We start from the raw sequence: 14,918 nt of genomic DNA on the forward strand, positions 1-14,918 counted from the left end.
GGTAACAACACAAGACGACAGAAAATGTTCCAGGGAGGCAGAAACCGAAGTCTCTGCTGGTGGTTAACTTAGCGCGCTCCGCCTCCGCTGACCAATAACCCTTTCCGCTAAGCTTTGCCAGTTGGCGTTAATGGCCGGTATCGGTACGCTTTACCGCATCGAGCGTCGCCATTTCACGTTCTCTGCCGGTCAGTTCACTCAGTTTGCCATCACGCATTTCCAGCAGGCGGTCAGCATGGATAAAGTAGTGATCGTCATGGCTGATGGCGAACACCGTCTTGCCCGACTCCTGTAACCACGGCAGCAATTCACGATAGAAGATACGACGGAAGTGCGGGTCCTGATCGGCTGCCCATTCATCAAGCAGCAGGATGTCACGCTCCTCGGCTGCGGCCAACAGCAGCGCCAGACGCTTGCTCTGCCCTTTCGACAGTTGCAGGTTCAACACCTTGTTGCCTGCCAGCTTCAATTTATCCTGCATTTTCAGGCGTTCCAGCCACTGCTGCACCAATGCCGGATTAGCGGGCTTGCCTGCCCGGTTGATCAGGCGATCAAACAGATGCACATCTGTGAATACCGCGGAGAAGTGCTGGCGATACGCATCCAGGTTATGCCAGTCAACCACCTTACCATCCAGCAACAGCGCGCCAGATTGAGGCTGGTACAGGCCGGTGAGCAGCATTGCCAGCGTCGATTTACCACTGCCGTTACCCCCAATCAGAAACACCAGCTCGCCACGTCGTAAAGTCAGGTTAATCGGCCCCACTTCGAAGCCATGTTCGCCATAATGGAAGCGCACATCGCGCAGTTCCAGCGTTTGCCAGTCACCAATCGCAGGCAAGTTTTTAAATTCCGCCTCATAGGGGGCGAGGTCAAAGGTATGGAGTTTGCGGAACGCCACCTGCGCGCTGAGCAAGGTCGGCAACGCCCCCACTGCCGCCAGCAGCGGCGTGCGCAGGAAAAGCAACGTCAATGAATAGGTGGCGGCCACGGCGGTATTGGCCCAGCCAAGACCGTTAGCCATCCAGAACACGATGCCAATCGCGCCAAGCATCATAATGTTTGACCAGTTCACCGCGCTCAGGTGGAATGTATCGGCACGCACAATATGGTGACGATAGCTGTTGGCATTTTCCTGATAGACGTTGTCGTAAATCAATTGCGCGCGTTGGCGGTTCAGCTGTAGCTCTTTACGTCCTTCAATGATGGTTTGATAGTCGCGATACAGGTCATCCTCCACCTCACGTAACTTCGCCATATGCTGATATACGCGTGACACCAGCAGCCAGCCGCCAACCAGAGTCACCACCAACCACACTGACGTTACCAGCAGCATTTTGGGTGAGAGCCACGCCATATACAGCGCAGAACCGAGGGTAATAATGATGCCCTGAATCAGTTCAGGCAGGCGCACAAAGGCGATAGTAATCGCGCGCACATCACTGGTCAGCCCGGCCAACAGTTGTGCGTTGCCGATCTGTTCAAGACGCTCCACGCGGGTGTCGAGAATACGTTTGATAAACTCCCCACGCAGACGCCAGACAAACTGATGCCCGAGCAACGTTAACGAAAGCTGTGAGCCCAGCGTCACCGCCATCAGCAAAAATAGTTGCAGGAGGAATTCTGGCAATACACCAACCGAGGTATTCACTGCCGTGATCAGCTCGCTATTGATCCAGGCGATCATGCCGATGCCAAGCGCGGCGCTGAGTAAAGTAAGAAGGATGACGCCAATAAAAGGCCAGCGGAACTGGCGATAAACAACCTGAAGCAGAGCCATTAAAAGGTTCCAGCAAGTTAAAAAGCAGCTAGCAGTTTAATGGGGCGTCAAATGATAGCAAGAATAATTCTCAACCCACCCTTGCCTCTGCCAGGTCCGTAGTAGCGCGATAAATCGCGTCACTACGAATTAATGCGCACGGCGGAATGTGAGGTTGTAGCGGAAGGCGCCCGCCTGCGGATGAACGCCGGGCTTGAGCGGCAGGATGCCGTGATAACGCAGGCGCGACGGACCGCCCCACACCACGATATCGCCATGCTCCAGCAGTACACGTTGCGTGGCATCGCCGCGCTCAAAACCACCGAACTGGAAAACGGCAGGCAACCCGAGCGACACGGACACGATCGGCTGTCGCAAATCCTTCTCATCTTTATCCTGATGCAACGTTAGTTTTGCCCCCGGTTCATAACGGTTGATCAGGCATGCATCAGGATTGAAACCACTGAATCCCGCCTCCTGCGCCGTCTGTTGCGCCAGCTCGCGGAACAGGGAGGGCATTGGCGGCCATTTGTGGCCGCTATGGTTGTCCTGCTCGGTATATTGATAACCACGCGAGTCGCTTGACCAGCCTAAATCACCGCAATTGGTCATCGCCACCGACATACGGTGTCCACCGGGGGTAATACGATGGGCAAACGGATTCTGCGCGGCGATAGCATATATTTCCGCCAGCAGCGCATCCGCCTGATCACGCGCGCGGCGACGCAGAATCACCGCCCCTTCTGCCAGCGGCTCCTGCCACGGCGCTTCTTCACTAAACAGATCCAGCATCTGCGCCTCCGTTATGGGTGGTCATCCACGGAAATCAGGAAGGATTTAAATTGGGGCGACATCCAGTGAGTAAAACCATCGCCCTGCTTGGTGATCAGATACACCGCCAGGTGCTCCTTTAGCGCCAGCGCTTTCGCGCGTTCAGTGCCCAGCACCATCAAGCCGGTATCCCAGCCATCGGCCTCCAACGCAGTGGTGGCAATCACCGTTGCCGACACCAGTTTATGCTCAATCGGTCGACCGGTACTGGGATCGATAACATGAGAAATACGTTTACCATCCAGTTCATAATAGTTGCGATAACTGCCGGAGGTGCTGATACCGTGGCCTTGTAAATCGACCCGCGCCTCCACCGCATTTTCACGATCGGTGGGTTTCTGGATCGCCACCCGCCACGGCTGGTTTTGTGCATTGTGACCCCGACTCAGCACCGCGCCGCCTACCGATACCAGATAATCGGTGATCCCTTGCTGCTCCATCAGGCGCGCCAGATGATCGGTAGCGTAACCCTCGCCCATAGTGGACAGGTCAACATACAAACCCGGCAGATCTTTTTGCAGCCACTGGCCGTTAACCGCCTGAATCACAAGCAGATGTTGCAAACCCGTGAGCGCTTTCGCTGCTGCGATTGCGGCGTCTGACGGCGTATGCGCCGGTTGCTTAGTCGGACCAAACCCCCACAAATTCACCAGTGGTCCGACGGTGATATCCATAGCACCTGCGGTTTTTTGTCCAATACGCAAGGCCTCCGTCACAATATCCGCCATATCGGCACTGACCGGCTGTGGATCTGTGCCCTGATACTGATTGAAGCGCGACAACACCGAATCCGCTTTCCAGGTGGAGAGTTCACCATCATCATGGTCAAGCTGCTGCTGTATCGCTTGCTGAAGTGCTGCTTTGCGTTGTTCATCCACACCGGCAACACTGACACGCCATACGGTACCCATGGTTTTACCTTCCAGTACCAGGCTTGCCCGGCTGGCGGTTTGGTCGCAACCGCTTACCCCGACCACAACCAGACAGGTCAGCAGAATATTCTTAAAACGCATCTAATCCTCATCTGTAACGCTTTAATAATGTCTATTTCAAAGCATAACTCGCTTGTAAATCAGGCTAAAGTCGCTTGAAGTCGGTGACAGGCTACCGCAGGATAACCCGTTCCTGCACAACCGCGAAGACCGGAGCGTCAGATGATCTATGCAATCCTTGTCGTGGCCGCTGGCCTGTTTTTCTACAGCAGCCTGAAATGCTGGCAACACTATCGCCACCGTCATCTGCGCGGGCGTTAAATTTTTGCACCAGAAAGACCCGCGTTGCACCGCTTCAGCGCTGGCGCAGTGTAGCAAAGCCAGGATGGCGCGCGTGGCGCTGAGAGCGGTGCTGTGGCACGAATTCTGCATCGTTGACGCTGAGTTGAATATCAGCGAGGCAGTAAAATGGAAAAGGCAAAAACTCAACAGGATAAATGGCAACAGTGGCTGAGCTTCTCAGCATTCACGCTGGCGGGAGTGGCACTGGAAGGCAGTATGCCCCCGACTCAGCCTCAATTACAGCAGGCACCCAAAGCCAAAAAATGGCGTGCCATGCCATAAACGCCGCTATAAACCCAATTCACTCAAGCCCGGATGTTGGTCCGGGCGTCGTCCCAATGGCCAGTGGAACAGACGCTGAGATTCAGCAATCGGCAAATCGTTGATGCAAGCGTAGCGCGTGATCATCAGTCCATCTGCGCCAAAGTGCCAGTTCTCATTACCAAAGCTGCGGAACCAGTTGCCGCTATCATCACGCCATTCATAGGCAAACCGCACCGCCAGCCGGTCATGATGCCAGGCCCATAACTCTTTAATCAGTCGATACTCCAGCTCGTTAGCCCACTTGCGTTGTAAAAACGCCACCACTTCGGATCGGCCATTGACAAATTCGCTGCGATTGCGCCAGCGCGTGTCTTCACTGTAAACCTGTGCGACCCGCTGCGCGTCGCGACTGTTCCAGGCATCCTCTGCCATGCGGACTTTTTGCATGGCGCTCTGTTCATTAAACGGGGGAATCAGCATCATCGTCTCCTTGTGCGTAGACAGATCTGTCTACTTGATTCATCCTGCCGTATGTAGACAATTCTGTCTACTCCATTTTATCGGTGACATTATGCTCGCACCCCTGATCTTCGATCCGCAGGCCTCCGCCCGCGATCGCATTCTCAACACCGCCCAACGTCTGTTTTATCAGCAGGGCATCCGCGCCACTGGCATTGATAAGGTGATTGCTGAAGCAGGCGTTACCAAAGTGACTTTTTACCGCCACTTTCCAGCCAAAAACGCGCTGATTCTGGCGTTCCTGCAACAGCGCCATCAACGTTGGATGAGCGCCTTTAGCACAGCGCTGGCGCAGCAGCCAGAGTTGGTGGACGCCCTGCCCGACGCCCTGCTTAGTTGGTTTAATGAAGCGGATTTCCGTGGCTGTGCCTTTATCAACAGCGCAGCAGAGCTGGGAGATAGCCTGCCAGAAGCCAATGTTTTGATTATTGGCCATAAAAGAGAGATGGCGGCAGCGATCGGGCAGAAACTTAGCGCTGAACAGCGGGATAAGATCGGTCAGATTGTGTTGCTGGTGGAAGGCGCGATTGTGCAGGTGCAACTGGGTGAGGCGGTACTGGATACGATCGGGATGTTACGCGCGGCATTGAGTACACTGCTAAAAACCGGAGCGTGACCACGAGGCCACGCTCCACAACACTTCTTAGAACTGGTAAACCAGGCCCAGTGCTACGACGTCGTCGGTGTTGATACCGGCGGCCTGGGTGAAGTTGTTGTCGTCCAACAGGTTGATCTGGTAGTCAACATAGGTGGACATGTTTTTGTTGAAGTAGTAGGTCGCGCCTACGTCGATATATTTTTTCAGGTTCTGGCTGCCATAACCTTCGATGTCAGAACCACGAGAGGAAATGAAGGCCAGGGACGGACGCAGACCAAAGTCGAACTGGTACTGTGCAACCAATTCCCAGTTATCCGCTTTGTTGGCGTAGCCATAAGCTGAGGCATCGCTGGAACCGAAGCGGGTAGCATTGAAGGAACGGGTGTACATCGCCGCCAGGTAGATATTGTTGGCGTCATATTTCAGACCACCGGTGTAGGCATCAGCACGATCGCCACGACCAAGGATACCCGCAGAACCGCCGTTCTGGTTGTTGGTACGGTCAGACGACATCATCGCGGCACCGATACCGAAGCCAGCACCGATATCATAGGTGGTGCTCAGGCCGTAACCGTCACCGTTCTCACCCAGTACATCACGGCCAGATGAAGATTCAGTCGGGTTATCGTTTTTGCCCTGATACTGCACAGCAAAGTTCCAGCCATCAACCAGGCCAAAGAAGTTGCTGTTGCGGTAGGTCGCCAGGCCGTTGCTACGCTGGAACATAAAGTTGTCCGCACCGTAGGTGTCACCACCAAACTCTGGCAGGACGTCGGTCCATGAACCGATGTCATACAGCACGCCGTAGTTACGACCATAGTCGAATGAACCGGCGTCGCCGAATTTCAGACCAGCAAAACCAACACGGGTAAAGCTGTTAGCGGTGCCTTGTGACTCAGTGGTGTTCAGCGCAGCCTGGTACTCCCACTGACCATAACCGGTCAGTTGGTCGGTGATCTGAGTTTCACCTTTAAAACCGAAGCGCAAGTAAGACTGGTCACCGTCACTGCTGTCGTTGTCGGAGAAATAGTGCAAACCGTCAACTTTGCCGTAGAGGTCTAATTTGTTGCCATCTTTATTGTAAATTTCCGCTGCATTTGCAGCGCCTGCTACCAGAAGCGCAGGAATCATCAGGGAGAGAACACGAAGTTTCATTTTATTACCCTCTGTAATGTGCCTTATTTATGCCACTGCGAGCTGAGCGAATAAAAATCAGCCGGCAATCCATTGTTATTTTATACCGGGCAATAATCTATCATGAAAATGATACTAAATTTCCAAAAGTGTTTCACTGTATTAAATAGATATTTCTAAATGTAAATTTAGGGGAACTAATAATCAGCACGCATCGGTAAAAAATATAGCACGTATTGATAAACCGATTTTTTATCCTTTAAAATCAATAAAATGAACAACACCACCTTTCAGCACTGAATGATAAAACTTTTCAGCCATCAGAGAATACAATTACCCCCGCTATCATCATTTATTTCATTATTACCTTCATTCACCCCGAATGAGATGTTTACCCTAAATTCCCGCCGGACATGATTGTCCGGCATTTTTTTATCCGCACTTCACTTCAATTTGTCATTTTCCGTAAACTTAGTTGACTGGATACAATTAAGGCAATCCTGAGATCACATTAATTGCTTAATTCCGCACATTTTGTTCAATAATATACTAAAAATGCGGGATGTTAATTTCCGCCCGTAACAAAGTTAATTAGAATCAGTTGCAAGCTGCAATATTAACGTCTACGTATTACTTCTTCGTATTTATTCAGCGAGTTAAACTAACCCGTAATGATTCGTTTATAGCCATTTTTATTTATAGTGGCTTCGGCACCACAGATAATCAGTGCCAAAATTAACTTGCCATATCACGACCAGGACTTACGGGCAGCGCTCAGGCAAGTTTCTCATCAACTCGTGACGGATATCACAAATTCCTTTCTGACCACCCTGCGCTTTTTCAGCTAACCTTTTGAATCTACGCTAGATAATTTGAGTTAAGTTCAATCAACTCGCTCCCCCGACTCCAGGAAAGTTCTGGAAAAAAAATGCAGCGTCGTAAAAGTCGGTAATATGCCCTCTTAATCCTGATTTTCGATGGCACGGTACGGGTCTTTAAACCCGCGCAGCACCTGCTGTTGCGGCGAGTTGATGCTAAAATCGCCCTTTTATATAGAGAAAGATAATAACCTCATGACAGCACTGGACGCCGCACAACAGCCACAAGACGCACGCCATCTGCACTGGTCAACGCGCACCGTCTTCCTGATCAATGGTCTTGGCATGTCAGCCTGGGCTCCTCTGGTGCCGTTCGCCCGCGACCGCCTGCATTTATCCGGCAGTATGCTGGGCGCGTTATTGCTGTGCCTGGGTATTGGTTCTCTGGCCGCCATGCCGGTCACCGGCAAGCTGGTGGCTCGCTTCGGCTGTAAACGGGTGATGCTGTGCTCCACCGCGCTGGTGCTGGCGATGTTGCCGCTGCTGGCAACCTCCCACCACACTTTATTGATGGCGCTGACGTTGATGCTGTTTGGTGCCGGGTTAGGTACGCTGGACGTGGCAATGAACTATCAGGCGGTTGAGGTCGAAAAGGCTGCGCGCCGTCCGATGATGTCCGGCTTCCACGCCTTCTTTAGCCTGGGAGGCATTCTGGGGGCCGGGACGGTGAGTCTGCTGATGAGCGCAAGTTTGTCGCCGCTGGCTGCCGTTGGTGTGGTGATGCTGGTGATGGTGTTGCTGTTGCTGCGCAGCCAACCCGGCATGATGACCACCCGCCTGCATCAACCCGATCAACCCTGGCTGGTACGTCCGCGCGGCTGGGTGGCGTTTCTCGGCTTGCTGTGCTTTATCCTGTTTCTGGCGGAAGGGGCAGTTCTCGACTGGGGTGCGTTGCTGTTGTTACAAAGCCCGGAGATGACAACCAGCCTGGCCGGACTGGGTTACGCCGTGTTTTCTGTCGCCATGACGCTGGGGCGTTTCACTGGCGATAAGATTATTCAGCGTTGTGGTCGTTACCCGGTGATGCTGGGCGGTGCGCTGGCTGCCGCCGCAGGGATGACGCTTGCCGTGTTGATCCCCTGGCCGTTAATGGCGCTGCTGGCATTTCTGTTGGTCGGCTTCGGCCTCGCCAATACGGTGCCAATGTTGTTCAATGCGGCAGGAAATCAACACGATATGCCGTCAAATCTGGCGATTTCCGCCATGACAACCTTAGGCTATGCAGGTATTCTTTCAGGTCCGGCTTTGATCGGATTGATATCCCAGTGGATCAGCCTGAGCGGCGCATTTCTGCTTATCGCCCTGCTGCTGCTGGCCGTGGCTGCCAGTGCCCGACTGGTTGCGCGATAATTTCAGGTGCCTGAGACGCTATGCTGCCTTACAAATTCCCTCTGACATCCGGCAATGTGACCCGCTTTTTTGTGGTGTTCAACCTGGTGCTTTTTCTGGCGCTGGGCGCAATGGTCCACAACAGCGTCAACGCCTGGGTGACAGAAAAACGCTACGCCATGACCGATCTGGCCCGCGCCATGCAGAAACGCATCGATGCCTATCGCTTCGCCACCTGGCAGATCTATGAAAACCTTGCGACCAGTGCGGCCGGTTCTGCGCCGAACAGCAGTTTGCAGGAAACCCGTCTGCGCCCGGATGTCTATTATCTGGAAAAAACGCGCCGTAAAACCGAAGCGCTGATTTTTGGTTCTCACGATAGCAGCACGCTGGACATGACCATGCGCATGTCCAACTACCTCGACACCCTGTGGGGCGCAGAGAATCCAACCTGGTCGATGTATTTCCTCAATGGTCAGGATAATAGTCTGATCATGATCTCTACCCTGCCGCTGAAAGACATGGCGACACGGTATAAAGAAAGCGCCATCAATTCCCTGGTGGACAGTCGCCGTGCTGAGATGCTGCAACAGGCCAATGCGCTGGATGAGCGCGAAAGCTTTTCGCCCCTGCGTCATTTCGCCTGGCAGAACGATCACTACTTCACTCTGCGCACCACCTTTAATCAGCCGGGCCATTTAGCGACGGTCGTGGCTTTTGATTTACCGGTGAATGATCTTATTCCACGCAGCATGCCGCTGGAGAATTTCCAGTTGCGTCAGGACGCGACTCAGACCAGCAGCACCGATGACGAATCCAGCGAAAGTACGCATGTTTCGTTGGTAAACCCGAATCTGGAGATTGCCGCCTCGCTGCCCAGCACCTCATTGCAGCTGGTTTATCGTGTGCCGCTCACCAGTCTGGCGCTGGATACCCTGCGTAATCTGCTGTGGCCGCTGCTGATCAATTTGGTGCTGTTCCTGCTGTCGATTGCGGGGATCACCCTGCTGCGCCAGCAGTCACTGCGCCCGAATGAGAACCAAAGCGCTGAGCTGGACTCGCTACGCATGTTGAATGAGGAGATTGTCGCCAGTCTGCCGGTCGGACTGCTGGTGTATGACTTCGCGACTAACCGCACGCTCCTCAGCAACAAAATCGCCGAACATCTGCTGCCGCATCTGAATCTGCAAAAAATCATCAATATGTCAGATCAGCATCAGGGTGTGTTACAGGCCACGATCAATAACGAAGTGTATGAGATCCGCCATGCCCGCAGCGTGCTGTCGCCACATACCCAACTGTTTATGATGCGCGATCAGGATCGCGAACTGTTGGTGAACAAAAAGCTGCAAAAAGCCCAGCAGGTACTGGATCGTAACCACCAGATGCGCCAGCAGTTGATGCATAACCTCGGCCATGCGCTACATCGCCCACTGGAAAGTATGGTGATGCAACTGGTGCAACTCAGCCAGCGTGACGATGATGAAAGCGTGCTTGACCTGCTCGACGAAAGCCAGGGCCTGGCACGTCTGGTGGATGACATCGTGCTGCTTAATCGTCTGGAAGCACATGACTGGTCACCGGATGCCAGCCGTTTTAACCTGCAAGAATTGTTAGATGAGATCGCGCTGGAGAGTCTGCCGCTGCTGCGCCGCAAAGGACTGGCGTTGGTCGTGAATAATCACCTCGCCAATGATGAAATGCGCTTCGGCGATCGTCGGGCACTGCGAAAAGTGCTGACCACCCTGATGCATTACTCATTGACCACCACGCAATGGGGCAAGATCTCGCTGGAGATCAAAGCCAGCGAAGGCAAAGCAGACCGTATCCTGCTGCAACTGGTGGACACCGGCTCGGGACTGACCGTCGATGAGTTGTCCAATGTCGATTTCCCGTTCCTGGGCGATACCACCCAGGACCGCTTTGGTCAGGCATCGGGGATGGCCTTCTTCCTGTGTAAACAGCTGTGCAAGCAGATGGGCGGCACCCTGGAGATTGTGGCGAAACCGGATATTGGTACGCGTTACAATATTCAACTGCCGCTGGCGCTGGAGCAGCAAACCGAGCAGGAAGAGAAACTGCTGGAAGGCGTCAGCGTGTTGGTGGATATCGCGATGGAAGATGTGCACAAAATTGTTTGCCGCCACCTGGAGAACTGGGGGGCGAAATGCCTGACCTCTGACGAGCGTTTGTCAGGGCAGGAACATGATGTGCTGGTCACTGACGATCCGGCCCGACTGAGTGGTTGGGCGTTGTTACTGGCCGGTGACGAGATGGGTCACCACGCACTCAATGATCAGCAGTTCCGTGTTAATTTTAATCTCAGCAATGCGCTGTTGGATGCACTACTGGCGCTGATCGAGAAGCAACTAGCCCATGATTTGATGGAGGAGAATAACGAAGATGAGACTGCCACACCGCTACTAAGCGGAGGCTATTTTCAGCTGTTTACCGAGACAGTACCGCCTGATGTCAAGAGACTGTATACTGAGGCGGCGGAGAAGGATTACCCCTCGCTTGCTCAGACAGCGCATCGCCTGAAAGGCGTGTTTGCCATGCTAAATCTGGTTCCAGGTAAACAGCTTTGTGAAGAGTTAGAACAGCACATTAAAGTATGTGAAGATTCAACCATTAAAAATACCACCAGTGACATTGACACTTACGTCAATCAACTGCTGCAGCAAGGTAACCCATAAGATGAATAACTTGAATGTAATTATTGCCGATGACCATCCAATTGTTCTGTTTGGTATCCGTAAATCTCTGGAACAGATTGAATGGGTCAACGTTGTAGGTGAGTTTGAAGACTCAACAGCACTGATTAACAGCCTGTCCAAACTGGATGCCAATGTCCTGATCACTGACCTCTCCATGCCTGGCGAGAAGTACGGCGACGGTATCACCCTGATTAAATACATCAAACGTCACTATCCGGATCTCTCGATTATCGTTCTGACCATGAACAATAACCCGGCGATCCTGAGTGCCGTGCTGGATCTCGATATCGAAGGGATTGTGCTGAAACAGGGTGCACCAACTGACCTGCCCAAAGCACTGGCCGCGTTGCAAAAAGGCAAGAAGTACACGCCGGAAAGCGTCGCCAAGCTGCTGGAAAAAATCAGCGCGGGTGGTTACGGCGACAAGCGCCTGTCACCTAAAGAGAGCGAAGTTTTGCGTCTGTTTGCTGAAGGCTTCCTGGTCACCGAGATTGCCAAGAAACTGAACCGCAGCATCAAAACCATCAGTAGCCAGAAGAAGTCGGCGATGATGAAACTGGGCGTGGATAACGATATCGCGCTGCTGAATTATCTCTCCTCGGTCAGCGCCACGCAGGTCGATAAAGAGTAATCCCTGGCAGGCGGTGCTAACGCACCGCGTGTTCTTGATAAGACTATCCCGTAACGGCGCGATTTATCGCGCCGTTATGCATCGGGAATGAAGGTCAGCCTTCCCGCGTCTTCCGCACCCGCTCTGAGTAGATCGCCAGCGTGGTTTTCAGCACATCCAGCGTCACCGGTTTGGACAGACAATTATCCATCCCCGCCTCCATACAACGCTGTTTCTCTTCAGCCAACGCATTCGCCGTGACGCCAATCACCGGGAACGCATGTCCCAACTGACGTAGACGTTGCGTCAGACGATAACCATCCATATTCGGCATATTCACATCGCTTAACACGATATCGATATGGTTACGGCTCAGTACATTCAAGGCATCAACGCCATCCTGCGCGGTTTTCACCTGATAGCCCAGCGTACCCAGCTGTTCTGACAACAACATACGGTTGATAGGATGGTCATCGACAATCAGCACCATGATGTCTTCATAGCTGGCCTGTTCCGCCACAGCCCCCGGCAACGCCAGCGGTGCGGAGGTTTCGCTGTCGATAGCAATGCGATAAATACGTCCCAGCAGCACCGGCAATTCATGCAGCGTGGCGCTACTGTGCAGCCATAATCCCGGCTCGCTTTCCTGCGGCATATCAATATGTTCCCCGCTGATGCGAATGCGGGCTCGCAGGCTGTGGCCTGGCGCATCATCATGATCGCTGATCATCACATCATCGCTCCCTGCCCGGCCCTGATAGCGCGCTACCTGCATCCCCTGTTGTTGCAGCAGTCGCAGCAGGAAGTTGGCGAGGTAATCATTACGCAAATCGAGCCAGATCGCTTTTTCCTCCAGCCCCTCCAGCAACGGTGGCGGTGGCTGATGTCCGGCGTAAATCGGGATACGCACCACAAATTGACTGCCCATGCCTGGCTCGGAATCCACCTCAATATCGCCGTCCATCATGTTGATCAATTTTTCGCAGATAGCCAGTCCGAGGCCAGTCCCCTGGAAGTTACGCTGCACGCCACTGCCGACCTGGAAGAACGGATCGAACAAACGTGTTACCTCTTTGGCCGGAATTCCGACACCGGTATCACGCACGCGGAATGCCAGATACCCTTCGTGCTGGTAAGCATGCAGGATGATACAACCGGTATGTGTGAACTTGATGGCGTTATTCAACAGGTTGGAGATCACCTGTTGCAGGCGTAGCGGATCCCCCTCCAACGCCAGCGGTACATCGTTTTCGATAAACACATACAACGCCAACCGCTTGCGAACCACCAGCGAGAGGTAGTTGCCGACGATATGGTTGATCACTTCACGCGGCGAGAACGGACGCGGTTCGATTTTCAGCTGTTCCGACTCAATTTTCGAGAAGTCGAGAATGTCGCTGATAATTTTCAGCAGCAGACTGGAGGAGTTGTTCATCGCCGTGACCAGCGAATCAACCCCCTTCGGCAGTGCTTTGGTTTGCAACAGATCAAGGTTGCCGATGATGCCGTACAGCGGCGTACGTAATTCATGGCTGACGGTGGCAAGGAACATCGATTTCGATGCACTGGCCTGTTCCGCCGCCTGCGCCATTTCCTGCAACGACTGCTCCATGCGCACACGCGCTGAGACATCCACCAGCACGCAAATGGCGACGTTTTCGTTGCGGTAGCGTGAATGGACAAAGCTGATTTGCAGGTTGGTGTTACTGCCAGTCAGCACGTCAACAAAGTTCACCTGCTGCCCGCCGATGATCTCGTTCAGACGCTGTCGATCTTCCTGAGTCAGCAATGTCAGATAGTTATGCGCCAGTTCATTACTCAGGATATTGGTGCCGTCGCTGGTGCGTAAAATACAGATGCCAACCGGCGCCGAGGCGACAATTTTACGGTTGAACTGCTCATGCTCCTCCAGCCGATGCGCATTGTCTTCCGCCGGTAAAAACATCCGGCGTTCAAACACCCAGGCGAGGGTAAACAGCAGCAGTGCGCTGAAAATATTCAGCAACAGCGCATTAATCAGCATCAGTTTTAGCTGATCGACCAGGACATCGGTGGAGAGTGACCACACCACATTGAGGTCAGAAGGCGGCAGCGGTTTCTTCAGCACCAGTTGGCGGTAGCCGTCGAGATAGCCGAACCAGGTTTTGTCATCCGGAAGATCGTCGAGCGAGTAGCCAGGTCCCCCGCGACGCGAGCTCAACAGCGGGCGGTAGTTATCATCGGTGATGGTCGCCACCAGCGGCAGGCCGCCTGGCTGAATAAACTCATCGAGCCGGATATTTTGTTCCACCCCGAGTAACGCCTGAAGCTTGTTGGCGACATAGACCGGCATCACCATGTAGAAGCTGCCAACGCCAGGCTGTGAGCTTTCGGTGATCCAGTACATCGGATTACGGCGTTCGTCTTCGTTACTGCTGCGATAGTGCAGCACACGCTCGCGCAGTATCTTCAGGCTGCGTTCGCGATCCATCGTATTGCTACCGATGGTGAAATCCGCCAGACACTGATTTTCTCCGCCGATAAAGAACACCCGGTTCAGCTCATAGGCCGAAGCAAAGTTACTTTTCCAGTAGTTGATGTAGTAACTGAGTGAGTCGAGAGAATTGCGCCAGGTGCTGCTCATCGAGGTGCAATCACCGTCGGAAAATAACGGGGTAAATTGCGGCAGCGTACCTTTACTGGTCGGGATGCCGTTGAGTACATCGAGGCCGCTGGCGCTGCTGGTCAGGCGATTTTCCGTGATGTATTTCAGTTCACGCATCACATCCGCCGAATGGCGCACATACCACTCCGCCTGGCCATAGTTGATATCGAATTCCTGCCGAACCGCGTTCTCTTTCTCGTGCAGCACATTGATGATGTAAAAAGTGGTCAGCAGCGCACCCAGCGACCAGAGCAACAGCGCCAGCGCGCGAAACAGGTAGCGTGAAATGCGCAGCGTGGTGCGAAACGAGACGAGATATTTCAAAACAGGCTCAACTCACGGCAATAATCATGGCGAAACA

Annotated in this window: 11 protein-coding genes; 5 read left to right on the forward strand and 6 right to left on the reverse strand. The window is 53.4% G+C overall.

The annotated features are described in order from the left end of the window. Positions 1-127: 127 nt before the first annotated feature. From AC6I8R_RS14145 to apbE, 3 genes are all read right to left on the reverse strand, one after another. Positions 128-1,780, reverse strand: a complete 1,653-nt coding sequence (locus tag AC6I8R_RS14145; RefSeq protein ID WP_415174172.1) for a multidrug ABC transporter permease/ATP-binding protein — start codon at positions 1,778-1,780, stop codon at positions 128-130. Between the two features lie 129 nt (positions 1,781-1,909). Beyond that, positions 1,910-2,551 carry a DNA oxidative demethylase AlkB gene (alkB, locus tag AC6I8R_RS14150; protein ID WP_021185040.1) on the reverse strand — a complete coding sequence of 214 codons (642 nt, stop codon included), beginning with the start codon at positions 2,549-2,551 and terminating at the stop codon, positions 1,910-1,912. An 11-nt stretch (positions 2,552-2,562) separates the two neighbouring features. Continuing rightward, entirely contained in the window at positions 2,563-3,603 is a 1,041-nt protein-coding gene (gene apbE / locus AC6I8R_RS14155) for an FAD:protein FMN transferase ApbE (RefSeq protein WP_415174170.1), read from the reverse strand. A gap of 387 nt (positions 3,604-3,990) precedes the next feature. Between apbE and AC6I8R_RS14160 the strand changes: the two genes are divergently transcribed. Next, entirely contained in the window at positions 3,991-4,146 is a 156-nt protein-coding gene (locus tag AC6I8R_RS14160) for a hypothetical protein (RefSeq protein WP_415174169.1), read from the forward strand. A gap of 6 nt (positions 4,147-4,152) precedes the next feature. Here the strand turns inward: AC6I8R_RS14160 and AC6I8R_RS14165 are convergent, their stop codons facing one another. Next, the gene (locus tag AC6I8R_RS14165; protein WP_415174202.1) at positions 4,153-4,608 is read right to left on the reverse strand and encodes a nuclear transport factor 2 family protein; all 456 of its coding nucleotides are present in this window, start codon (positions 4,606-4,608) and stop codon (positions 4,153-4,155) included. Positions 4,609-4,699: 91 nt separating this feature from the next. On the opposite strand from AC6I8R_RS14165, the gene AC6I8R_RS14170 reads away from it, so the two are divergent. Continuing rightward, positions 4,700-5,263: a TetR/AcrR family transcriptional regulator gene (locus AC6I8R_RS14170; RefSeq protein WP_497832496.1), complete on the forward strand. Its 564-nt coding sequence runs from the start codon at positions 4,700-4,702 to the stop codon at positions 5,261-5,263. A gap of 27 nt (positions 5,264-5,290) precedes the next feature. Here AC6I8R_RS14170 and ompC read toward each other — a convergent pair whose 3' ends face one another. Beyond that, complete coding sequence (ompC, locus tag AC6I8R_RS14175; protein WP_415174167.1) at positions 5,291-6,400, reverse strand: porin OmpC; 1,110 nt, start codon at positions 6,398-6,400, stop codon at positions 5,291-5,293. A 1,052-nt stretch (positions 6,401-7,452) separates the two neighbouring features. Here ompC and AC6I8R_RS14180 point away from each other — a divergent pair. Genes AC6I8R_RS14180 through rcsB form a run of 3 tightly spaced genes read left to right on the forward strand, consistent with a single transcriptional unit; the run spans position 7,453 to position 11,934 of the window. Further along, complete coding sequence (locus tag AC6I8R_RS14180; RefSeq protein WP_021185047.1) at positions 7,453-8,607, forward strand: MFS transporter; 1,155 nt, start codon at positions 7,453-7,455, stop codon at positions 8,605-8,607. A 23-nt stretch (positions 8,608-8,630) separates the two neighbouring features. Further along, positions 8,631-11,282: a phosphotransferase RcsD gene (gene rcsD / locus AC6I8R_RS14185; RefSeq protein WP_497832764.1), complete on the forward strand. Its 2,652-nt coding sequence runs from the start codon at positions 8,631-8,633 to the stop codon at positions 11,280-11,282. Between the two features lies 1 nt (position 11,283). After that, entirely contained in the window at positions 11,284-11,934 is a 651-nt protein-coding gene (gene rcsB, locus AC6I8R_RS14190; RefSeq protein WP_013509853.1) for a response regulator transcription factor RcsB, read from the forward strand. A gap of 94 nt (positions 11,935-12,028) precedes the next feature. On the opposite strand, the gene rcsC is transcribed toward rcsB, so the two are convergent. Beyond that, on the reverse strand, positions 12,029-14,881 hold the full coding sequence (gene rcsC / locus AC6I8R_RS14195; RefSeq protein ID WP_497832497.1) for a two-component system sensor histidine kinase RcsC: 2,853 nt from the start codon (positions 14,879-14,881) through the stop codon (positions 12,029-12,031). Positions 14,882-14,918 lie beyond the last annotated feature (37 nt).

The organism is Pantoea sp. X-Soil-OKNW-713, from assembly GCF_059730685.1.

What these genes read in the sequence shown, in the direction of transcription:
- AC6I8R_RS14145 (WP_415174172.1), bottom strand. Translation starts at nt 1,780, where the DNA reads ATGGCTCTGCTTCAGGTTGTTTATCGCCAGTTCCGCTGGCCTTTTATT.
- alkB (WP_021185040.1), bottom strand. Translation starts at nt 2,551, where the DNA reads ATGCTGGATCTGTTTAGTGAAGAAGCGCCGTGGCAGGAGCCGCTGGCA.
- apbE (WP_415174170.1), bottom strand. Translation starts at nt 3,603, where the DNA reads ATGCGTTTTAAGAATATTCTGCTGACCTGTCTGGTTGTGGTCGGGGTA.
- AC6I8R_RS14160 (WP_415174169.1), top strand. Translation starts at nt 3,991, where the DNA reads ATGGAAAAGGCAAAAACTCAACAGGATAAATGGCAACAGTGGCTGAGC.
- AC6I8R_RS14165 (WP_415174202.1), bottom strand. Translation starts at nt 4,608, where the DNA reads ATGCTGATTCCCCCGTTTAATGAACAGAGCGCCATGCAAAAAGTCCGC.
- AC6I8R_RS14170 (WP_497832496.1), top strand. Translation starts at nt 4,700, where the DNA reads ATGCTCGCACCCCTGATCTTCGATCCGCAGGCCTCCGCCCGCGATCGC.
- ompC (WP_415174167.1), bottom strand. Translation starts at nt 6,400, where the DNA reads ATGAAACTTCGTGTTCTCTCCCTGATGATTCCTGCGCTTCTGGTAGCA.
- AC6I8R_RS14180 (WP_021185047.1), top strand. Translation starts at nt 7,453, where the DNA reads ATGACAGCACTGGACGCCGCACAACAGCCACAAGACGCACGCCATCTG.
- rcsB (WP_013509853.1), top strand. Translation starts at nt 11,284, where the DNA reads ATGAATAACTTGAATGTAATTATTGCCGATGACCATCCAATTGTTCTG.